This window comes from Clostridium sp. MD294 (assembly GCF_000364165.2).
In the GTDB taxonomy this organism is placed as follows: domain Bacteria; phylum Bacillota; class Clostridia; order Lachnospirales; family Anaerotignaceae; genus Coprocola.
The window spans coordinates 1254985-1278696 of sequence record NZ_CP097810.1 but is presented as its reverse complement, the minus strand read 5'-3'; the positions used below and the strand labels follow the sequence as shown (position 1 = coordinate 1278696).

At 31.7% G+C, this 23712-nt stretch carries 19 protein-coding genes; 18 read left to right on the top strand and 1 reads right to left on the bottom strand.

Annotated elements, in window-relative coordinates; translation table 11 throughout:
* The first annotated feature begins 142 nt into the window (after window positions 1-142).
* On the top strand, window positions 143-1408 hold the full coding sequence (locus C820_RS06275; protein WP_004039054.1) for a Cys-Gln thioester bond-forming surface protein: 1266 nt from the start codon (window positions 143-145) through the stop codon (window positions 1406-1408).
* Between the two features lie 86 nt (window positions 1409-1494).
* Here C820_RS06275 and C820_RS06270 read toward each other — a convergent pair whose 3' ends face one another.
* Window positions 1495-1698 carry a helix-turn-helix domain-containing protein gene (locus tag C820_RS06270; RefSeq protein WP_004039055.1) on the bottom strand — a complete coding sequence of 68 codons (204 nt, stop codon included), beginning with the start codon at window positions 1696-1698 and terminating at the stop codon, window positions 1495-1497.
* Window positions 1699-1942: 244 nt separating this feature from the next.
* Here C820_RS06270 and C820_RS06265 point away from each other — a divergent pair, with 244 nt between their 5' ends.
* From C820_RS06265 to C820_RS06185, 17 genes are all read left to right on the top strand, one after another.
* The gene (locus C820_RS06265) at window positions 1943-2302 is read left to right on the top strand and encodes a hypothetical protein (RefSeq protein ID WP_004039057.1); all 360 of its coding nucleotides are present in this window, start codon (window positions 1943-1945) and stop codon (window positions 2300-2302) included.
* A gap of 18 nt (window positions 2303-2320) precedes the next feature.
* Window positions 2321-7393 carry a SpaA isopeptide-forming pilin-related protein gene (locus C820_RS06260; RefSeq protein ID WP_353477520.1) on the top strand — a complete coding sequence of 1691 codons (5073 nt, stop codon included), beginning with the start codon at window positions 2321-2323 and terminating at the stop codon, window positions 7391-7393.
* Between the two features lie 124 nt (window positions 7394-7517).
* Window positions 7518-8342 (top strand): DNA-methyltransferase, encoded by an 825-nt coding sequence (locus C820_RS06255; protein ID WP_004039065.1) that lies wholly within the window; start codon window positions 7518-7520, stop codon window positions 8340-8342.
* Complete coding sequence (locus C820_RS06250; protein ID WP_004039067.1) at window positions 8327-8797, top strand: PcfB family protein; 471 nt, start codon at window positions 8327-8329, stop codon at window positions 8795-8797. Before C820_RS06255 ends, C820_RS06250 begins: the two co-directional genes overlap by 16 nt.
* A 90-nt stretch (window positions 8798-8887) precedes the next feature.
* Window positions 8888-10639, top strand: a complete 1752-nt coding sequence (locus C820_RS06245; RefSeq protein WP_180313417.1) for a VirD4-like conjugal transfer protein, CD1115 family — start codon at window positions 8888-8890, stop codon at window positions 10637-10639.
* A 99-nt stretch (window positions 10640-10738) separates the two neighbouring features.
* A complete protein-coding gene (locus C820_RS06240; protein WP_004039075.1) occupies window positions 10739-10957 on the top strand; it encodes a Maff2 family mobile element protein in 219 nt (72 codons plus the stop codon).
* 17 nt (window positions 10958-10974) lie between these two features.
* On the top strand, window positions 10975-11847 hold the full coding sequence (locus C820_RS06235; protein ID WP_004039077.1) for a VirB6/TrbL-like conjugal transfer protein, CD1112 family: 873 nt from the start codon (window positions 10975-10977) through the stop codon (window positions 11845-11847).
* A gap of 23 nt (window positions 11848-11870) precedes the next feature.
* Window positions 11871-12629 (top strand): DUF1708 domain-containing protein, encoded by a 759-nt coding sequence (locus C820_RS06230; protein ID WP_004039079.1) that lies wholly within the window; start codon window positions 11871-11873, stop codon window positions 12627-12629.
* Between the two features lie 2 nt (window positions 12630-12631).
* Window positions 12632-13075: a PrgI family protein gene (locus C820_RS06225; RefSeq protein WP_035297146.1), complete on the top strand. Its 444-nt coding sequence runs from the start codon at window positions 12632-12634 to the stop codon at window positions 13073-13075.
* Window positions 12963-15425 (top strand): VirB4-like conjugal transfer ATPase, CD1110 family, encoded by a 2463-nt coding sequence (locus C820_RS06220; RefSeq protein ID WP_004039084.1) that lies wholly within the window; start codon window positions 12963-12965, stop codon window positions 15423-15425. Before C820_RS06225 ends, C820_RS06220 begins: the two co-directional genes overlap by 113 nt.
* Before the next feature lie 4 nt (window positions 15426-15429).
* Complete coding sequence (locus C820_RS06215; RefSeq protein WP_004039086.1) at window positions 15430-18393, top strand: CD1108 family mobile element protein; 2964 nt, start codon at window positions 15430-15432, stop codon at window positions 18391-18393.
* A gap of 17 nt (window positions 18394-18410) precedes the next feature.
* On the top strand, window positions 18411-19304 hold the full coding sequence (locus tag C820_RS06210; RefSeq protein ID WP_004039088.1) for a radical SAM protein: 894 nt from the start codon (window positions 18411-18413) through the stop codon (window positions 19302-19304).
* Window positions 19305-19350: 46 nt separating this feature from the next.
* Window positions 19351-19602 carry a DUF4315 family protein gene (locus C820_RS06205; protein WP_004039090.1) on the top strand — a complete coding sequence of 84 codons (252 nt, stop codon included), beginning with the start codon at window positions 19351-19353 and terminating at the stop codon, window positions 19600-19602.
* Window positions 19589-20383: a DUF4366 domain-containing protein gene (locus tag C820_RS06200; RefSeq protein WP_004039092.1), complete on the top strand. Its 795-nt coding sequence runs from the start codon at window positions 19589-19591 to the stop codon at window positions 20381-20383. The genes C820_RS06205 and C820_RS06200 overlap by 14 nt, the downstream gene beginning before the upstream one ends.
* A 17-nt stretch (window positions 20384-20400) precedes the next feature.
* Window positions 20401-22497, top strand: coding sequence for a DNA topoisomerase 3 (locus C820_RS06195; RefSeq protein ID WP_004039093.1), 2097 nt, complete (start codon window positions 20401-20403; stop codon window positions 22495-22497).
* A gap of 48 nt (window positions 22498-22545) precedes the next feature.
* The gene (locus C820_RS06190; RefSeq protein ID WP_004039094.1) at window positions 22546-22860 is read left to right on the top strand and encodes a TIGR04076 family protein; all 315 of its coding nucleotides are present in this window, start codon (window positions 22546-22548) and stop codon (window positions 22858-22860) included.
* 112 nt (window positions 22861-22972) lie between these two features.
* Entirely contained in the window at window positions 22973-23695 is a 723-nt protein-coding gene (locus tag C820_RS06185; protein ID WP_004039095.1) for a DUF169 domain-containing protein, read from the top strand.
* Window positions 23696-23712 lie beyond the last annotated feature (17 nt).

The window sequence follows — 23712 nt, the reverse complement described above, 5'->3', positions numbered from 1 at the left end:
AGTCTAATGGCAAAAAAGATAGCAAAATGCTCACGAAATGGACACAAAAAGGCAGATTGTTTTTATATGACTTGTTAAAACAACAAGAAATATTGCCTTTGATAGAACAACAAGAAAATATATTATGAGAGGAGATAGGAGTATGAATGAAAAATTCAATAACAGTATCATAAAAAGGCTATTGTCATTATGCTTAGCATTATTGTTTTTGCTGTCCTCATTTGTAGAAGCATTTGCAGGTACTTCACTAGAAAATGCTTTAAACAAAGTCCATCTTTATGTTAAAGAAGGCAAAGGACAGCAATTATTGACTTGGAAAGGTGTGATTGACGCAGATAACTTTGCACCAGCAATAATTGTATATCGTTCGGAAGATGGAAACGAATATCCAGCGTATTGTGCCAATCCCAACAGACCAGGTGTAGAAGATTTAATAGCAAAAAGCTATGACGTAGATGTGGATAAACTGGACACCGACCCTCATGTATGGGGCGTCATTACAAACGGTTATCCTTATAAAACACCTCAAGAGTTAGGACTTTCCACAGAATATCAGGCTTATTACGCTACAAAAATGGCAGTTTGGGCAACAGTTCATGCCAATTACAGCAACTTAAATGACTGGAAAGCAAACGGCTCACACAATCAGCCTGTAGAAGCAGCCATGAAAAATTTAGTAGCAAAAGGCAAAGCAAATGATGTTGTATATGCTACATGGCTTGCAGTCAATCCCAAAACACAAAAAGCAGAAGTGGATAGTATTGATAGCAGTTACTATTCACAGGAATTTGAAATCAAATCCAATGTAAAAATAGACAGTTTTAAAATTGTATTTGATGGAAATGTGCCAGAAGGTGTAAAAGCAACAAATTTGCAAAATGAAGAACAAGAAACATTCAGCGGTGACACAAATGCAATAAAAGTGTTAATTCCTAAAAAAGATGATGGAGAACAAAAAGGTACATTCAATGTCATTGCAAAAGGGAAATTAGAAAATAAAGCTGTTATGTTTGGAATATCTCACAGTGGTAAAAAACAAGATTATTATGTTGCACCCATACCATTTTATAATGGGGATTCCATTGGAAAAGTGACTTATTATGCAGATGGCACAACTCCCCCACCAGATGAACCCAAAGAGCCAGATAATCCAGACCAACCTGACACACCAAACACACCCGATATACCAGAACCAGGAAAAGGCTTACAGATAGTAAAAGTCAAAGCAGGTACAACACAAGGACTTTCTGGTGCAGTATTTCGATTGACAGACGCTGATGGTGGTATTATTGGGGATTATGTAACAAATGAACAAGGAGAAATTTCTATACCAGATTTAGTGGTTGGTGCTTATTATGTAGAAAAAATAATTTCCAATAATATAGATTTTATAGCTATAAGTATGTGACCCACTCTGATATGTCAGAGTGGGTACTACTATAGGATTTTAAACTAAAACAAAATACTATTTTATAGTTATCTTTTTTCTATTTATTAATTATCCGCCCTACCAATTAAATAATCAACGGATACTTCAAAATAATCTGCAAGTTTTATTACAGTATCTAAACTAGGCTTTCCACCATATTCTAATCTTTGTATTGTAGTTTCTTCAATACTACAAATATTAGCTAATTCTTTTTGCGTAAGTTGTTTTTCTTTTCGTAAATACTTTAATTTATCCGCAATATTCACCATAAAAATAATTCCTCCTTAATTTTTTTAAAAAAGTGTTGACACCGCATACAATAGGTGTTAATATAATCACATAGCACCGCATATATTAGGTGTTAATGTAATTATGCTTTGCACATACTATAAGAAATTTTATTTTCGTTTAAAAATAGGTATACATAATTAATTATATCTATATACGCTTTATGTGTCAAAGACATGTAATGAAGTTTTTTTATTATGCAAAGAAAGGTGTTGATATTTTCTGATGAAATTTTCACAAAAAAGAAAAAAAGATTGTATGAGGCTTCAACTATGGGCTGAAACTAATATGACTGATTGGCTTACAATTTGTGGTGTATACAAAAAAATTGATAAAGCAGAATATTATCGACTGGAACAACTTTTATACGAAAATAAATTTGACTATATCGTTTTAGTTTTATTTACTATACATGGTTATGCACTTAACGAAGAATATGGCGATTTCCGTATGGTTATGATGGATATGCTTATACAAATTTGTAAAAATAGGGGTATAAAATTAAGTAAATATCCATCATTTGAGGAAATAATCCAAAAAATGAAAATGTCAGAGGAAACAAAAGACAAAGTTTTAGAGGAATGAACTCTTTAGCACCAAAAGATAAAAATAAAAAAAGTTAAAATATATCGGGTAGGTGCAAAATTTAAAGTCACAAGCACAAAAGGCAATACTACATCAGAATATATTACAGATGACACTGGTAAAATATTGATTGAAAACCTCAATGCTGAAATCTATACCATAGAAGAAATCGTTGCTCCTGATGGTTATTTGCTGGAAGAACAGCACAAAGATGTAGAATTAGAATGGGGCAAAACAAAACAAGTGGTATTTACAAACAAAAAACGTCCTGTTCTTACTATCAAAAAAATAGACAGTAAAACAAAAGAACCATTAGCAGGGGCAAAATTCAAAGTCACAAAAACAGAAGATAAAACAGTAAGTGAATATATAACAGACAAAACTGGTACAGTAACAATAGAAAAGTTAGATGAAAGTATCTATACAGTAGAAGAAATCACTGCACCAGAAGGTTATATTTTAGAACCACAACATAAGGAAATTGCTTTAGAATGGGGCAAAAACAAAACACTTGTGTATGAAGATACCAGAAAACCAACACTCATTATTACTAAAACAAATGCTTTAACATATAAACCAATCCCAAACACAACATATAAAATTGAGTATGAAGGGCAAAACGGCGGTATTACAACACTTGGTACATACAGAACAGACAAAAATGGTCAAATTATATTGCCTAAAGTAGAACCAGGTTGGTATATCATTACAGAAATTCGCCCAGCACAAGGATTTAGTAAGCCATCTAACATTATAACAAGAAAATATCTTGCACCAGGTGAAAATGCTTACACTGTAATAAATAAGGAAGAAAATACACAACAAAATGAGAATACTATTACTCCCCCACCAACAAATGCAAACAATTCAAATAATGCTACTCCCCCACCAGTAAATAAAGATGATGTAGCAAATAAAGATGTCAAAATCACATCAGGAAGTGATTACAACTTAGGTGAGGAAATTATCAATTATCCTTTAAACAGCATTGTCATTAAAAAAGTAGACGCAAATACTTCTGAATTGCTTGATGGTGCAGCATTTGAAGTGCGAAAAGTGACAGAAGATATTTCTGGAAATTCTGGCACAATTATAGGCAGATATACTACAGATAATTCAGGTGTTATTGTGATTACTGGTTTAGAACCTGGAGGCTATATCATTAAAGAAGTAAAACCACCTACAAACTATCTACTTTCTGAAAATAGCCAGCAACAGGCATGGTTAAAAGCAGATGGTACTTCTATTGTGGAAGTCACCTTTGCCAATTATCCTTATGGCAGTTTATTGGTATCCAAAACAGACGCACTCACAGTAAAACCACTTGCAAATGCTCGATTTAAAGTGACAACTGGTGCAGGAACAGCAGCAGGTAGTAGCAATGGGGAATTTTTGACAAATGAAAACGGAGAGTTTTTAGTATCCAATTTAAAACCGGGAAGTTATATTGTAACAGAGCTGGAAGCCCCTCAAAATTATGTATTAGACACTACACCACAAACCGTTGATATTGGTACAGATGGTAAAGTATACAAGCTCAGTTTTAAAAACCAGCCAGTTAGCACTTTGGTAATATTAAAAATGGATTACAACAGCAAAAAGCCATTAGCAAATGCAGAATTTAAAGTCACTACAAGTAAAGGCGATGTAGTGGGCAAAGGTAACGGCATATTTAAAACAGATGAAACAGGTACAATTACTATACCTAACTTACCAAAAGGTAGCTATATTGTAGAAGAAATCAAATCACCTGATGGTTATTTATTAGAAAATCAATCTAAAACCATTTCTATAGACTATGGTAAAACGTATACACTTGAATTTTTCAATAAGCCTTTAGCCTCTGTCATCATCAAGAAATTTGATTCAGAAAATAAAGAGCCTTTAATTGGTGCAAAATTTAAAATTTCTAAAAAAAGCGGTAACGTCATAGGAGAATATATCACTGATAAAAATGGTATGATACAAATAGATGAATTACAGCCAGGATGGTACTCTGCTGTAGAAGTGAAAGCACCAGACGGTTATTTATTAAATGATACTGTAAAAGATTTTGAAATCAAAACAGGTAAAACAGTCACTGTAGAGTTTTCTAATCAAAAATTAACATCGCTTATCATCAAAAAGACAGATGAAAAATCAGGACAACCTTTGAGTGGTGCGAAATTTTATGTAGAAAAGCAAAATGGAGAACACGTAGGAGAATATACTACTGACCAAGATGGCACAATCAATATTGCAACACTTTCCCCTGATTGGTACGTAATTAGAGAAAAACTGTCACCAGACGGTTATTTGCTAGATGAAACACCTAAAACAGTGGAAGTAAAAACAAATGTACCTACTGTTGTTACTTTTACCAATAAAAAATTAACTGCTCTACAAATTAAAAAGATGGATGAAAATTCTGGAGAACCTTTGAGCGGTGCGAAATTTATTATAGAAAGACAAAACGGTGAAAAAATGGGAGAATATACTACTGATAAAGCTGGTAGTATTAATATTCCGGAACTTTCTCCAGATTGGTACATGGTAAAAGAGATAAAATCACCAAATGGTTACTTGTTAGATGAAACTCCTAAAACAGTGGAAGTAAAAACAAATGTTCCTACTGTTGTTACTTTTACAAACAAAAAATTAACTGCTTTACAAATTAAAAAAGTGGATGAAAATTCTGGAAAACCTTTGAGCGGTGCTAAATTTATTGTAGAAAGACAAAACGGTGAAAAAATGGGAGAATATACTACGGATAAAGCTGGTAGTATTAATATTCCAGAGCTTTCTCCAGATTGGTACGTGGTAAAAGAGATAAAATCACCAAACGGTTACTTGTTAGATGAAACGCCTAAAACGGTGGAAGTAAAAACAAATACACCTACTGTTGTTACTTTTACAAACAAAAAATTAACTGCATTAGAAATCAAAAAAGTAAGTGACACCACAGGTGAGCCATTAAGCGGTGCAAAATTTGTAGTAGAAAAACAAAATGGAGAACAAATAGGAGAATATACCACTGATAAATCTGGTAGTATCAGTATTTCTGAACTTTCTCCAGATTGGTACGTGGTAAAAGAGATAAAATCACCAAACGGTTACTTGTTAGATGAAACGCCTAAAACGGTGGAAGTGAAAACAAATACACCTACTGTTGTAACATTTGTAAATAAACCATTAGCAGCATTACAAATCAAAAAAGTGGATGCACAAAACAATGCTCCATTAGCAGGTGCAGTATTTAAAATAACAAAACACAATGGAGAATTGATAGGAGAATACAAAACAGAAACAGACGGTTTTATAAACATTCCAACATTGCAACCTGGTTATTACACCATATCAGAAATGAAATCACCAGATGGTTACCTATTAGACGAAACGCCAAAAACGGTTGAAATAAAAACAAATACACCTACACTTGTAACATTTACAAACAAACCACTTTCTGGTTTAAAAATTATAAAATTGGATTCTGTAACAAGAGAGCCATTAAAAGGTGTAGAATTTACCATTGCTAAAATGAATGGTGAAAAAGTAGGCAGTTACAAAACAGACGCAACAGGTATGATTGCTGTCACAAATTTAGAAGATGGTTATTATACTGTAACAGAAACAAAAGCATTAGAAGGTTATATTTCTGATAAAGAGCCTAAAACAGTTGAAATCAAATCTGGAAAACCTACTATATTAGAAGTAATGAATGAGCCTTATCCATCATTAGTAATATATAAAAAGGCAGGAAATACAGGAAAACCATTAGCAGGTGTCAGCTTTTTAGTAACAAAATTCAATGGAGAACAGATAGACACTTACAAAACAGACAAAAGTGGTATGATTGTTATAGAAGGATTGGAGGAAGGAAAATATTTAGTCAAAGAAACAGAAACAGTAAAAGGCTATGAGTTGGATACAGAAGCAAAAGAAGTGAATATAAAATATGGAAAAAGAACCACATTAGAAGTGATAAACAATCCATTATCTTCTGTTATCATAAGAAAAATTGATTCTGTCACAAAAGAAGGTATTTATGGTGTTACATTTTTACTTTATGATGAACATGATAATCCACTTGGACAGTTTGTAAGTGATAATGAAGGTTATGTTTGGTTAGATAGAGAACTGGAAGAAGGCAAATATAAATTAAGAGAACTCCAACCAGCAGATGGTTATTTACCTGATGATGTGCCAAGAACAATTTATGTCAAAGCAGGACAAACCACAGAAATCACTTGGGAAAATACACCACAAAAAGGACAAATCGTCATTACAAAACGTTCTGCTGATTATAATGCCTTAACAGGATTGCCAGCAGGCAGCCCATTAGCAGGAGCAAGTTTTGAAGTCTACAACATGACAGGTAATTTAATGGACAAAATGGTATCTGCTGAAAACGGTGTTGCAGCCTCCAAACCATTACCTACAGGTGTTTATATGGTTAAAGAAGTATCTGCACCAAGATATTATGCTGTCAATACCAAAGAATTGTATGCAGAAATCAGACACAATGGCGATATTGTAAAATTTGAGTTTTTAGACAGTAGCATTGACCTAAATCTAACTATAGATAAAAAAGGTGCTAATCAAATTTCACCGGGACAAACCATTGCTTACGAGTTATACAATATCAAAAATCAATCTTCTGCTGTACTGGAAAATTTCTATATTCATGACAGAATACCAACAGATGCAGCAAGAGTAACTAAAATTGTAACAGGTACTTATTCTGAAAGATTGTATTACAACATTACATACAAAACAAACTACAAGGATTACAGAACATTAGCTGAAAACTTACTTACTAAAAACAGTTATGAATATAGTCTACACACTAATGCACTTGGTTTAGCAGCAGGAGAATATGTTACAGATGTACGATTAGAGTTTACAAAAGCAAGTCCAGGATTTCAGTCATTAGAAAATATGACAGTATTTTGTGAAGTTATGCCAACCATACCAAAAGACTACAAAGTCGTAAACAGAGCAGATTGCGGAGGAAGATATGGTAATGAGTGGGAGTCTGCTAATACAAGCTGGACAACAATCGTATGGAAACAAGATACTCCAAAAACACCATTACCAAAAACAGGTTGGTAATTTATAAAGTAGTTTAAAAGTGATTTAAAACAAGTTTTATATTATTTGACGACTTTACGCCCAAGTGATACTTGGGCGTTTTTCTATTTAAAAGAGAAATTCAAATAAAACAAGGAGTGAAACTATGAATAAAAATATCATTATTAATGGAAATTGCCTTGATGAAATGAAAGCAATACCATCAAACAGTATTGATTTGATATTTGCCGACCCACCTTATTATATGAGAACAACAGGAAAGCTACTTCGCCCAAATGGAACAGTATTTCAAGGCTGTAATGACGATTGGGACAAATTTGAAACATTAGAAGAATATAAGAAATTTACTTTTGATTGGTTAAATGATTGTTATCGTATATTAAAACCAAATGGCTCTATGTGGGTCATAGGCGGAATGCAATGTATTTATACCATAGGCTATATCATGCAGAAAGTTGGCTTTTATTTGATTAATAATATTGTGTGGCACAAAAACAATCCTACTCCTAATTTTATGGGAACACGACTTTGCAACAGTCATGAAACTTTATTATGGGCAGTAAAAGACAAAAATACTAAATTTACATTTCATTATCATGTAGCAAAAGAATTGAATACAGATACCGTAAAAGAACAAGATTATAAAAATGGTGTTCGTAAACAAATGGGAACTGTATGGCATTTTTCAGTCTGTTCTGGAAAAGAAAGACTCAAAGAGGAAAATGGAAAAAAGTTGCACAATACACAGAAACCACAAAAACTTTTAGAAAGAATTATTTTAATTTCTTCTTGTGTAGGAGATACCATACTTGACCCTTTTGCTGGAACAATGACTACGGCGGCAGCTGCAAAAAAGTTAGGACGAAACTATATTATGATAGAACAGAATAAAAAATATTGTCAGTTTGGTGAAAAAAGACTTTCTCAAATTTCTTATAAGGAGGATATAGATAGATGCAGGAGGAAGTAAGAGAGAAATCGATTGCTTTTGTTATCAACATGAGTAAAAAAGGAGAAAAAATAACTGCTGATATGCTGAAATGGGCAATACAACAATATTTTAAAAAATCAACTGTAAAACATGGCAAACAAAGTATCAAAGATATTGTAAAACAAAATGCAAGTATACAAAATATTGAAATTACAGACAAAAACATCAAACCATTTGAATCTGTAGCAAGGAAATATGGTGTAGATTATGCACTCAAAAAAGATACTTTTTCTCAGCCTCCCAAATATATTATATTTTTTAAGGCAAGGGACGCTGATGTATTAATGTGTGCATTAAAAGAGTTTTCTAATAAAACACTGACAAAAGAGAAAAAACCTTCTATATTAAAACAGATGGTACAATATCAACAAAAAATTAAAACTATGGCAAAAGATAAAGTGAAAAACAGAAACAAAGGAGGACATGAGCTGTAATGAGCAAAAGTAAAAATGTTGAAGAAAAAGAAACAAAACAAAAATGAAAATAGAAAACAAAATAAAAAGAGAAAAAGATTGAAATTTAATATTAAAACAATAGATTTCAAAAAACAATTACAAAAAAATTTTCCTTATGCTTTTGTTTTTTGGATTTCAAACAGATTAGGAGAATATTTTAGGCTTTCCTATCAAACAGATATTTTTTTAAAAGTGATTGATTCTCTAAATGGTTTAGCAAACTTAGGAAGTGAGCCTTTTCCTAGCCTGCACCCTTTTGATATACTCATTGGTATTTGTGGTGCAATTAGTATAAAAGGTATTGTCTATTTCAAAGGGAAAAATGCAAAAAAATATAGAAAAGGTGTAGAATATGGTTCTGCAAGATGGGGAACTTCTGAGGACATCAAACCTTTTATTGACCCAAAATTTCAAAACAACATTTTATTAACACAAACAGAAAGAATTATGATGGGTAGAAACAAAATACCCAAATATAATATCAATAAAAATGTACTTGTAATAGGTGGTTCAGGAAGTGGCAAAACTAGATTTCACGTTAAGCCAAATTTAATGCAAATGAACTCATCATATGTAATAACAGACCCAAAAGGTACAGTAGTAATAGAGTGTGGTAAAATGTTAGAAGAAAACGGATACAAAATAAAAATATTAAACACTATTGATTTTAAACAATCTATGAAATATAACTCTTTTCAATATATTCGCTGTGAAAATGATATATTAAAATTAGTGAATTGTATTATGGAAAACACCAAAGGGGAGGATACCAAAGGTGGTGAGGATTTTTGGCAGAAGGCTGAAGCATTATATTATCAAGCGTTGATTGCTTACATATGGTATGAAGCACCAGAAGAAGAAAAAAACATGACAACACTTTTAGAAATGTTAAATGCGTCAGAAGTAAGAGAAGATGACGAAAACTTTCAAAATGCTGTAGATATGTTATTTTTAGCATTAGAACAGAAAAATCCTCACCATTTTGCAGTAAGACAATACAAAAAATATAAACTTGCAGCAGGAAAAACAGCAAAATCAATATTGATTTCATGCGGTGCTAGACTTTCTTGTTTTGATATGGAAGAAGTTAGAAATTTAATGACAACAGATGAATTGGAAATTGATAAATTAGGAGAAGAAAAAACAGCACTGTTTGTTATTGTTTCTGATACAGATGTCACATTCAATTTTATAGCAGCTATGATGTACACACAAATGTTTAATACATTATGTGATAAAGCACTAGAGCATGGTGGTGCATTGCCTATTCATGTAACTTGTTTGTTGGACGAGTTCGCAAACCAAAAAATCCCTAACTTTCAACATCTAATATCTGTGATAAGAAGTAGAGAAATTTCAGCACATATTATTGTGCAGACACAAAGCCAGCTCAAAGCAATCTACAAAGACCATGCTGAAACTATTATAGGAAACTGTTCTTGTGTACTGTTTTTAGGAGGAAAAGAAAGAAGTACATTAAAAGAAATTTCTGAAACACTAGGAAAAGAAACCATTGATATATGCAATGAAAGTGAAACAAGGAGCAATCAAAAAAGCTATGGTTTAAACTATCAAAAATTAGGAAAAGAATTGATGACTACAGATGAACTTGCAGTCATGGACGGCGGAAAATGTATTTTACAAGTACAAGGTGTTCGCCCTTTCTTTTCCAATAAATATGATATTACAAAACACCCACAGTATAAAAAACTGTCTGACTATGACGAAAAAAATAAATTTTATGTACAAAAGTATCTCAAGCATCAATTAAAAGTAAAATCAGATGATGTATTTGAAGTGTATGAAACAAATATCGTGTAGTATAGAAAAGACTACTGTCAAATGACAGTGGTCTTTTTATATATACAAAACTTTTTAATATGTAATAGTCGCATAAGCGACAGAAAGCGAGGTAGTAGTATGGAATTTTTTACACAGGCAATCGAAACATTGAAAGTATTAGTAATGGCGTTAGGTGCAGGGCTTGGCGTATGGGGAATTATTAACTTACTGGAAGGATATGGTAATGACAATCCTGGAGCAAAATCACAGGGTATGAAACAGTTAATGGCAGGTGGAGGGGTTGTGTTAATTGGTATGAATTTAATCCCTTTACTTGCGAATTTATTTAATGTATGACAGAAAGGAGTTAATTTATGCAGAACATTCTGGAACAGATTGAACAATGGATAAAAGAGTTTTTAATCGACTGTATTACAGGAAATCTGACTGGAATGTTTGACGAAGTCAATTCAAAAGTAGGAGAGATAGCAGCAGAAGTCGGTAAGACACCACAGTCATGGAACAGTGGTGTCTTTTCCATGATACAAAATTTATCAGAAGCGGTTATCATTCCTATTGCTGGATTGATAGTAACATTCGTTTTGTGTTATGAGTTAATCAGCATGATAATTGAAAAAAACAATCTACATGGTGACTTTGACACATTCCAGTTATTCAAATGGATATTCAAAACATTTGTTGCAACATACATTGTTACTCATACATTTGATATTGTCATAGCAATATTTGAATTATCACAAAATATAGTTAATCAAAGTGCTGGTGTTATCAATGGTAATACAGCAATAGATTTTAATACCATCATAGGCGATTTAACAGAACAGTTAGAAAGTATGGAAGTGGGAGAACTATTTTTACTTTTGATTGAAACATCATTAGTAGGACTGACAATGAATGCTGTTTCTATTTGTGTTACACTTGTACTATTAGGAAGAATGATAGAAATTTATGTTTATTGTTCTATTGGAGCAATTCCCTTTTCTACTATGACAAACAGAGAATGGGGAAGTATGGGAAACAACTATTTAAAAGGTCTTGTAGCATTGGGATTACAAGGCTTTTTTATTATGGTATGTGTTGCAATATACACTGTTTTGGTGCAAAGCATAGCAACAGCGGAAAACCTACATATAGCTATATGGACTTGTGCAGGCTATACGGTTTTGTTATGTTATTCTCTTTTCAAAACAGGAAGTGTATCCAAATCAATACTCAATGCTCATTAAAAAAAGAAAGGGATTGAAAATAGATGAGTCATTTTTATTTACAAGGATTTCATGACGTAGATATTATGAAATCTTTACAGGAAATTGCAGAAAAAAATACTGCTTTTTATCAAACAGATTTTTTAGTAGATAAAGAAATATTAAAACAAGCAGAGGAAAGTACATCACTTGACGACAAAAATTTGATATGGATTTCAAGAGAAAAAGGAACGCATTGTTTTAATGAAAGAAATTCTTTCATTGCAGATACTCCTGAATACAACAAATTTATGTTTTACAAAAATAACACAGATGTACTTGCTTTTTCAGTAGAAATAAAAGAAATGCAAGACAATGTAATAAAAGGAAATATTTATGAAATAAATTATCTGCCACAAAGCCTATTCAGACAAAAAAACTGCTCTTTATTAGAAAGTGTTGCAGTTACATTTGAAAATGGGAATAAAGAAGTGTTTTCAAGTGAGGAATATTTTCAAAATATAGCACAGTTACAACAGAAATATGGACAAATCAAGGAGGTACACTATGAAGCAACAAAAAGAGTATTGGAAACATTACAAAAACAAAAAGAAGCTACTCAAAGAGGGGACATCAAACAATACATACAAAAATTGGAAAATAAAAGCGTTAGTTTTGAAAAAGAAACAGTATCGCCCTCGTTCCAGAACATAAAAAAACCTTCTATTCAACAACAGTTACAAAAAAACAGACAACAAAAACAAAAAAATGTAGAACAAAAAACACAATATAAAAATAATATCAAAAGAGAGGAAGCGAGATAACTATGCCTTTTGTATCTGTACCAAAAGATTTAGACAAAGTAAAAACAAAAGTAGCATTCAATTTAACCAAAAGACAATTAGCGTGTTTTAGTATTGCCGCAGTAATTGGTATACCGTTATATTTTTGTTCCAAAAAAGCAATAGGCAATGAAACAGCAGTATTGTGTATGGTAGCGGTAATGTTACCATTTTTCTTTATTGCCATGTATGAAAAAGATGGTTTGCCTATGGAAAAAATACTATGGAATATCATTCGCTCGCAAATACTTTACCCTCGAACCCGTCCATACAGTACAAATAATCTGTATTCTGTTCTTTCAAAGGAGGGAATTTATGAGAACAAAAAAACAAATACGACAAGAAATGAAATTACAAAATATAAAACAAAAACAAAAAAGAATAAAAAGAGAACTAAAAAACGAAAAAAGCAAAACACACAAGAATAGTGCTTTTTCTTTTTTAGATATATTCCGTAAAAAACCAGTACCAACAACTGCTCAGCAAACAATTCCCTATCAAGAATTATTTTCTGATGGTATATGTAAGTTGGAAAATGGAAGATACAGCAAAACAATACAGTTTTATGACATTAACTATCAGTTAGCACAGAATGAGGACAAAACGCTGATATTTGAAAACTACTGTGATTTTTTAAATTATTTTGATTCTTCTATACAGTTTCAGCTTTCTTTTTTAAATCAAAGTATTGATATTTCAGAATATCAAAAATCCATTGAAATACCTGAACAACAAGACGATTTTAATAACATACGAAAAGAATATGTTGCTATGTTAAAAAATCAGCTTTCCAAAGGCAACAATGGTTTGATAAAAACAAAATATATCACATTCAGCATTGAAGCAGAAACATTAAAAGCAGCAAAGCCACGACTGGAAAGAATAGAAGCAGATATTCTTTCTAATTTTAAAGTATTAGGCGTAAAAGCACAACCATTAAATGGCAAAGAAAGACTTCATGTATTACATAGCTTGTTTCATGCCCAAGATGAGCAAAAATTTATATTCAGTTGGAAAGATATTGTAGAAACAGGTATGACTACAAAAGATTTTATTGCACCAGACAGTTTTAACTTTCAATACAAAAATAAATTTCAAATTGGTAAAAACTATGGTACAGTATCTTTTTTTCACATCACTGCTTCAGAACTGACAGACAGAATGTTAGCGGATTTTTTAGATTTGGACAGTAACATTGTGGTGAGTATTCATATACAATCCGTTGACCAAGCCGTAGCGATTAAAAGAATAAAAAGAAAACTTTCTGACATCAACAAAATGAAATTGGAAGAACAGAAAAAAGCAGTAATGAGCGGTTACGACATGGATATATTATCACCAGATATTGTGACATATGGTGAACAGGCTCAATCATTATTAGAAGATTTACAAAACAGAAATGAAAGAATGTTTCTTGTGACAGTACTTGTAATGAACACGGCAGAAACCAAACAAAAACTGTCTACAGATTTATTGCAAGCACAAGGGATTGCACAAAAATATAACTGTTCTTTGCGTCCACTTGATTATCAGCAGGAACGAGCGTTAATGAGTAGTTTACCACTTGCACAAAATCAAATTGAAATACAAAGAGTGTTGACAACGAGCAGTACAGCAATATTTGTGCCATTCACTACACAAGAATTGTTTCAAGAAGGTGAAGCATTATATTATGGCTTAAATGCTTTATCAAACAATCTGATTATGGCTGACAGAAAACGTTTAAAAAATCCGAATGGCTTGATATTGGGAACACCAGGAAGTGGTAAAAGTTTTTCAGCAAAAAGAGAAATTACAAATGCTTTTTTATTGACAAATGATGATATTGCTATAGTTGACCCAGAAAGCGAATATTTTCCTCTTGTATCAAGATTAGGTGGACAAGTGGTAAAAATATCTCCTTCCAGTAACCATTACATCAATCCTATGGATATTAACTTGAATTATAGTGAAGATGATAACCCTTTATCATTGAAATCTGATTTTATACTTTCTCTTTGTGAGCTGATAGTAGGAGGAAAAGAAGGGCTACAACCTGTAGAAAAAACAATTATTGATAGATGTGTGAGAATGATTTATCAAAATTATATGATTGAACCAATACAATCTAATATGCCTATATTGGGAGATTTGTATAACAGTATGAGAGAGCAGAAAGAACCAGAAGCACAACATTTGGCAACAGCTCTCGAAATTTATGTCAATGGTTCACTGAACATATTTAATCATAGAACAAATGTAGATATTCGCAACAGATTGGTTTGTTATGACATAAAAGAATTAGGAAAACAGTTGAAAAAAATAGGAATGTTAGTAGTGCAAGACCAAGTTTGGGGACGTGTAACAGAAAATAGAGCCTTACACAAATCTACACGCTTTTACATTGATGAAATGCACCTTCTTTTGAAAGAAGAACAAACTTCTGCTTATACTGTTGAGATATGGAAAAGATTTAGAAAATGGGGCGGTATACCGACAGGTTTAACGCAAAATGTTAAGGATTTATTAGCGTCAAGGGAAATTGCTAATATATTTGAAAATTCAGATTTCATTTATATGCTCAATCAAGCACAAGGCGATAGACAAATACTTGCAAAACAGCTCAATATCAGTCCTCACCAACTTTCTTATGTGACAAATACCAATGCTGGAGAAGGGCTTATTTTTTATGGAAATGTTATCATACCTTTTGTTGACCATTTCCCAAAAGATACTGAACTTTACAGTATTATGACCACAAAATTAGAAGATTTGGCACAACAAGACAGAAAGGTGTGAAGTTATGGCAAGGCAAAAGCTAAAAGCAAAAGACAAAAAGACACAGAAAATAACCAAAAATGGTTTAGTAGAAAACAATCAAGAAACGGGAAAACAGAACAATATCAGCAATAAAGTTTCTGATTTTTCATTAGATAAAAAACAAAGTAAAAAACAAAATACAGAAAAAATAAAAGAAGAAAAACAAGGCGGGCGTACAGCTCGCCTTACTTCACTAAAAAAGAAACAACAAAGAAAAATGATTCAAAAAGCACAGTTAGAGAATGAAATCAAAAACGATATTCCACTTTATGAGCAACATTTTTCAGAATTAGAAAATAATGATTCATTGTATATGTCGTTATCAAATGAAGAAAAGCAACAGGAACAACAATGTCAACCAGCAAAGAGCAATGTAAAATCAGATTATAAAAAAAGAATTGTAAAAAAAATAATTGCAAAAAATAAAAATGAAAAGTTGCATGATGTTCCCATAAAAGAATTAGAAACACCAGAAAATAAAAATTTTCATACTGAAAAAAAGAATGGTATGAAAAAGCAAAAACAGAAAGTACAACAAAGAAAATCAGCAGAAAGAATAAAAAAGAATGATTTTTCATTGCAACAGGCAAAACAGGAAAATAGCTATTCTGAATTTCAAACTGTTAAAAAGGAACAAAACAAAAACCATTTAGAGTTTGAGCATAAAAAGCAACAACAAAAAACACAAAAGAATACAAAAATTCAGTTTTCTACAAAAGAACAACAAAATTTGAATGAAGTATCAGAAAATGATTTTAGCAAAAATAAAAAAATACAATATCAATCTTTTTATAAAAACTCTAATGAAGAACAAAAAGCAAAAAAATTACAATATTATGCTACTGAAAAACAAGAACAAAATCAATATACTAATGAAAAACAAATTTTACTGAATAAAGAAACAAAAAAAGAAATTTCTACAAATGATAAATTAAAATTAGAAAAATTGGAGAACAAAGTACAAAATGCACAACAGAAATTAGAAAAGGTAGAAAAAAAGCTACCTAAAAAAACAAAAATCAAATTTGAAAAAAGTTTTGATGAAAAAACAAACACAAATAAAAAAGCGACAAAAGCAACAAAAATGAAATTTCACATAGAAAAAGAGGCAAAACCACAATATGAACAAAAACCATTTAGAAGTGCTGTCAAAAAGGCTGTTGTTACTCCCCCACTCTCTTTATGGTACAAGGGACATCAAAAAATATCAGAAACAGAAAAAGAAAATACTGCTGTAGAAGCAGCTCACAAAAATGAGCAAAGAGCAGAGTTTTTATTAAAAAATGGCTACAGAAAGTGGAGTTATAATAGAAAAAACAAACCTTATCGTATTGTAACAAAAATGGAAAAACGATTACAAAAGACAAATACAAAATATCATATGACAAAATTTTCTGTTGAAAACCAAAAATCAAAACCAGATAAAACAAATAAAAAATGGCTTCAAAAACACAATATCAAAAAGAAATATGCTCAAATGGTAAGACAAAAACAAAATCAAGAAACCATTAGAACGGCAAAAGATGTTTTTGTACAGGTAGTTAGAGCAATTTCTCATGTTGCAGGCACACACAAAACAGTTATCGGTATTGTTGCTGTGATGGGTGTGCTTTTTATATTGTCAAGTTCTGTACTTGGTTCTTGTTCTGCTATGTTTTCAGGTGCAGTAACATCTACATTTGCAGCAGCTTATACAGCAAATGATGAAGAAATCAATGCAGCAGATTTATATTATACAGAATTAGAAACCAATTTACAATATACCATAAATCATATAGAACAAACTTATACAGGTTATGACGAATATCGCTACAACATTGGTGAAATTGGACACAATCCTTATAAACTTATGGCGTATTTGTCAGCGATGTATGACTTTTTTACATTTGAGGAAATCAAAACAGATATAGAAAATTTATTTCATAAACAATACAATTTACAGATTGTTTCCAAAACAGAAATTCGCTATGATAGTGATGGCAATGCTTATGACTGGCACGTTTTAGAAGTAACACTTTCTGTAAAACCTATGGAACAGACCACAATACCACTTATGAACCAATGTAATTGCAAATATAAATATGATGTTTATATGGAAACATACGGAAATCGTCAAAATTTTGGAAATCCCTTTTCTTTTTCTTGGTTAAGTTATGTTTCAGGACAATATGGCTATCGTTTGAATGAACAAGGGGAAAAAGAATTACATAGAGGAATTGACTTGGATATACCACAAAACACAAGCATTTTAGCAATACAAGATGGTGTAATTTCAGAAATCAGTAGTGATAGGATGTTAGGAAATTATATTGTGATGGAAGATAGTAAGGCATATCAAAGTAAATACGCTGGCTGGGCAATGTGTAATGTTTCTGTAGGGCAAGAAGTAAAAAAAGGAGAAGAAATTGCTTTTACAAGTGATAAAACTTTTCATTTAGAAGTCACTCATAATGGGCAATACCTAAATCCTATGTATTTTGTAGAGAATGGCGATGATGGCAAAGGTGCATTACCTGGAACAGAAGGCGGTATTGTGATACCAGAATATCCAGGAAGTGCTATGGGCGATGGCAGTTTTGGAGCACTGATTACAGAAGCAGAAAAATATCTTGGTTATCCTTATGTTTGGGGAGGCAGTAATCCCAATACTTCATTTGATTGTAGTGGTTTTATATGTTGGGTATATACACAATCGGGAGTTCACAACTTACCACGAACAACCGCACAAGGCATTTATAATCAATGTACCCCTGTTTCTACAGAAAACGCAAAACCTGGCGATTTAATATTTTTTACAGGTACTTATGATAGTGCAAACCCCGTAAGTCATATTGGAATTTATGTAGGTAACGGACAAATGTTGCACGCCGGAGATCCGATTTCCTATGCAAATATCAACAGTAATTATTGGCAAAAACATCTATATGGTTTTGGTAGACTTTCATGATAAGGAGATATAAAAAAATGAAAATTGGATTGATAGATGTAGATAGTCACCACTTTCCTAATTTATGTTTGATGAAATTATCGACATATCACAAGACAAAAGGAGATATTGTAGAATGGTATCATCATTCAAAACAGTATGACATTGTATATAAAAGTAAAGTATTTACGGAAGAATATACTACAGAAGAAAATACAGTTGTCCATGCTGATAAAGTGATAGAAGGTGGTACAGGTTATGATTTAGAAAACAAATTGCCTTATGAAATAGAACATTGTTATCCAGATTATAGCTTGTATCCAGAACGAACTAAAAATATAGCATATGGATTTTTAACAAGGGGCTGTCCAAGAGATTGCCCTTTTTGTATTGTTTCTCAAAAAGAAGAAAAACAATCTATAAAAGTAGCTGATTTATCGGAATTTTGGAGAGGACAAAAGACAATCAAACTGTTAGACCCTAATTTATTAGCTTGCAAAGACCATGTAGAACTTCTACAGCAGTTAATAGACAGTAAATCGTATGTAGATTTTACACAGGGACTTGACGCTAGATGTATCAATGAGGAAAATGCAGAGCTATTAGCAAAAATAAAAGTAAAAATAATACATTTTGCTTTTGACGACATCAAACAAGAAAAAAGCATTATAGAAGGTTTAAAACTTTATAAAAAAATATCAAATATTCCAGAATATAAAACAGGTATTTATCTATTAACGAACTTCAGTACCACTCATGAACAAGATTTATATAGAGTGAAAGTAGTGCAGGAACTAGGTTATCGCCCTTACATTATGATATACAATAAAAAGTCTGCACCTAAAATCACAAAAGATTTACAGAGATGGGCAAACAACAGAATGATTTATTATGCCAGCGGTCAGAAATGGGAAAATTATAATTCAAATTGAGGAACAAAATAGGCACAATAATTGAAATATAAGGAGGAAAAATTCCATGATGAAATCAGAAAAATTGAAAAAAAGTATTGAAAAATTAAAAGAAAAAATGCTCGAATTACAAATACAGCTTGAAGATTTAGAAAAGCAAAAAACACAAGCTGAAAATGATGAAATCGTGCAGGCAGTCAGAAGTATAAAAGTGCAGCCGGAAGAATTGAAATATGTTTTAAAAGCAATTCAAGACATGAATATAAAGGCAATCATTGAGAAAATGAAAAAGGAGGTCATTAGCGATGAAAAAGAATAGCATAAAATATTTTACGGTAATGTTTTTGTATATTTTTATAATGCTTTTACCTATACAGGCGATTGCTATGGTACAGACACAAACAACAACTCCTGCATCAGCAAGTATGGACAGCGAAAACAAGCCGGATACTACTCCCAGAGGATTTACACCCAAAGGAAATGCGACTGTAGTAGATGATGTCAAAACAGAAAATGAAAAAGAGTTTTTTACAATATCCACACCCAATGAAAATATATTTTATTTGATTGTAGATAGAGCAAGAGAAAGTGAAAATGTTTACTTTTTAAATGAGGTAACAGAACAAGATTTGTTTTCATTGACAAGTGCAGAAAAACCAAAAGAAACAGCACTTCCAGAACAAAAAGAAACTATTTGTAATTGTACACAAAAGTGTGCTGTAGGTATGGTAAATACACAGTGTGAATTATGTAGTGTCAATTTAAAAAAGTGTATTGGAATAGATGTTAATGAACAAAATGCAGAAGAAACAGCTAAAAAAGAACAGTCAAATACACAAAATGAAAAAGGAACAGTGATATTTTCAATAGTAGGCATTGTAATTGCAGTCACCACTGGTTACTATTTTAAAGTTTACAGACCAAAACAGGAATATATTGATGATGATGACGAAGAAACAGAAGAAAATATTGTCAATGAATATGAGCAGGAAAACAAAGAAGAAATTTTTGTAAATGAAGATGATATTGAAGAAGAAAAAAATAAAACTTCTGGTGTGGAATATTATGATGATGTTCCAGATGAATACATAGATAATTAGAAAAAAGGAGGGATAATATGAGATTGATTATTGCAGAAAAACCAAGTGTTGCAGAAAGTATTGCAAAAGTGTTAGGCGTTACAAACAATAAAAACGGTTATATCATAGCAAAGGATTACATTGTATCATGGTGTGTAGGACATTTGGTGTCGCTTGCGTCAGCAGATACCTACCATGCAAAATATTCTAAATGGAATTATCAGGATTTACCCATCATTCCACAAGAGTGGCAATATATTGTAAATGTTAGTACAAAAAAACAGTTTGAAATATTAAAAGAGCTTATGGCAAAAAAAGAAGTCACAGAATTGATTTGTGCTACAGACGCAGGTAGAGAAGGAGAATTGATATTTAGATTAGTATATCAAAAATGCAACTGTAAAAAGCCTGTCAAAAGACTTTGGATTTCATCACTAGAGGACAGTGCCATAGTAAAAGGTATGGCAGAATTAGAAAATAGTCAAAAATATGATAGTTTATATCATGCTGCATTGTGCAGAGCAAAAGCCGACTGGTTAATTGGTATTAACGCAAGTCGACTTTTTTCATGTCTTTATCACAAAACTTTAAATGTTGGTAGAGTCATGACCCCTACTCTCGCCTTTTTAACAGAAAGAGAAAAAGAAATCAGTAGCTTTCAAAAACAAAAATTTTATCAAGTAGAAATTGACTGTGTTGATTTTTGTGCTATCAGCGAAAAAATAGAAAGTAAAACAGACGCTGAAAAAGTAAAACAAAAGTGTCTGGGAAAAACTGCTGTTGTACAGTCTATAGAACAAAAACAAAAAACAGAAAACCCGCCTAAATTATATGATTTGACAACATTGCAAAGAGAAGCAAATAAAATTTATGGTTATACCGCACAGCAAACACTCGAATATTTGCAAGCATTATATGAAAAAAAATTAGCAACATACCCTCGTACAGACAGCAATTACATCACAGAGGACATGAAGGAAAGTATTACAGAATTAATTACTGTAATTTCTCAAAAAATAGGTATTGAAATAACAGCACAAAATATAGAAAATATTGTTGATAGTAGTAAAGTAAGTGACCATCATGCTTTATTGCCTACAAAATCAATAGAAACAGCCAATTTATCAGAATTGCCTGCTGGTGAGAGAAATATAGTAAAACTTTTGCTATATCGTTTGTTGATTGCTGTAGGAGAAACATATTGTTATGCGGAAACAAGTATTTTATTGGAATGTGAAAAAACAATTTTTAAAGCAAATGCAAAAAATATTTTACAAAAAGGCTGGAAAGAGATTTTAGAGGTATTTCAAAAAACATTAAGAGAAAAAAACAAAAAAGAAAGTGAAATCCTATTGCCAAATTTGGAAAAAGGACAGCAAATAAAAGGTGTAAAATCCAGCATTAAAGAAGGTATGACTGCACCACCTAAACATTTTACAGAAGATACGCTTTTACTTGCTATGGAAAATGCAAGTGCAGAGGAGTTCAAACAAATAGAAAATGCAAAGAAAAAAGGCTTAGGCACACCTGCTACTCGTGCTGGTATTATTGAAAAGCTGATAAAATGTGGATTTGCAGAAAGAAATCAAAAACAAATATTGCCTACTCAAAAAGGATTTGATTTGATAGAAGTCGTTCCACAAACCATAAAATCAGCAAAATTAACAGCAGAGTGGGAAAGTAAATTAAAAGAAATTGAAAAGAACAATATTTTGTCACAAAACTTTATGCAAGAAATTGAAACAATGCTTGCAGAATTAGTAAAAAGTTATGAGAATAGTGATTTACTTAAAAGCATTTCTACAGAAAAAGAAATCATAGGAAAATGTCCTCGTTGTGGCAGAGCTGTATACGAAGGACAAAAAAATTATTATTGTTCAGGTTACAAAGACAATCCCCCTTGTCATTTTACATTATGGAAAGACAATTTATTTTTCACTTCAAAAAGAAAAACATTTACAAAACAGCTTGCAGTAGAATTTTTAAATAAAGGCAGAGTAAAAATGACAGAATTGTATTCAGAGAAAAAAGACAGATATTATAATGCAACTGTGGTCATGCAATATACTGGAGAAAAGTGTGTTGTCTTTAAATTGGAGTTTCCAGCTAAAAATGTAATAGAAAAAGAAACATAATTGTAGTATGATATTGGCAATAGAAATTTGATTTATGGAGGGAATAAATTGAAAAAGGTAAAAATCACCGTTATGAAAATAGCACATTATACAGATTTGATAGAAAAGTATGAAAATCCAATTTCTCATGCTTGTGATATGAAAGAGGGACAAGTATTTATTGCAAATGGCTGGCAAAAACCAGAAGGATTTTGTGAAAGTGCATGGGAGAGTATGTCAGCATTTGTAATGACACTTGCTCATGGCGGTGAAAATCTGTATAATGGTTGGATGAAAAATAAAAAATCTGCTATGATTTCTTGCAATGATGGATTTCGTCCTGTAAGTTTTTTAATCGAAACATTGAATGTTGATGCAGAATAAAAATCGTTATTTCTTAGTTTGTTTAGATGATGTAATAAAAATAGAGCTGAAAAAGAAACGTAATTGTGAATGCTATTAGCAATATAAATCAAAAGTTTTGGGGGAAATATCAATGACTAGCAAAATTGCAGAATTATTAAAATGTAGTAGAATGCCTGTTGCTTTGATTAGAACAAATCAAAAACCAGAACAAGCATTGATGTTTAAAGAAGGAAATAAAGGTTGTGTTATAGCTCTTTTAAATGTAGCATCTCAAGGAAAAATATCTGCTTTATCAGAAGAAACAATTGGATGCCCAGGTGGCAAATCTGGAACTGGATTTAAACCATTTCAACTTGGAAAAATAGAATACTTTCTTTCGACTGGTGGAAAAGAAAATAAAGAAGGAGAATATTATAAGGAATCTCCAGAACTTGCTCGTACATTTATAAATGGGCTACCTTCTATTGAATCTAAAAAGTTTATTGTATTAAAACCTTACAATCTGCTGAATGAATATGAAATTCCTCATGCTGTTATCTTTCTTGTAAACGCAGATGAATTATCAGCACTTGTTACATTAGCAAATTATGATAAACCAACACAAGATAATGTTGAAATAAAATTTGGTGCAGGATGTGCTCAAACATTTTTATATTCCTTAGCAAATCAAGACAATGGAAAAGATATTTGTACCATAGGATTAACTGACCCATCAGCCAGAAAATGTATTGATAAAGATTTACTATCTTTTAGTATTCCATATAGAAGATTTTGTATTATGGAGGAAAAAGCAAAAAGCAGTTTTCTAACACATGATACATGGAAAACACTTTTAAAAAGGAAAGGTGACTAAAAGTTAATTTATTAGGA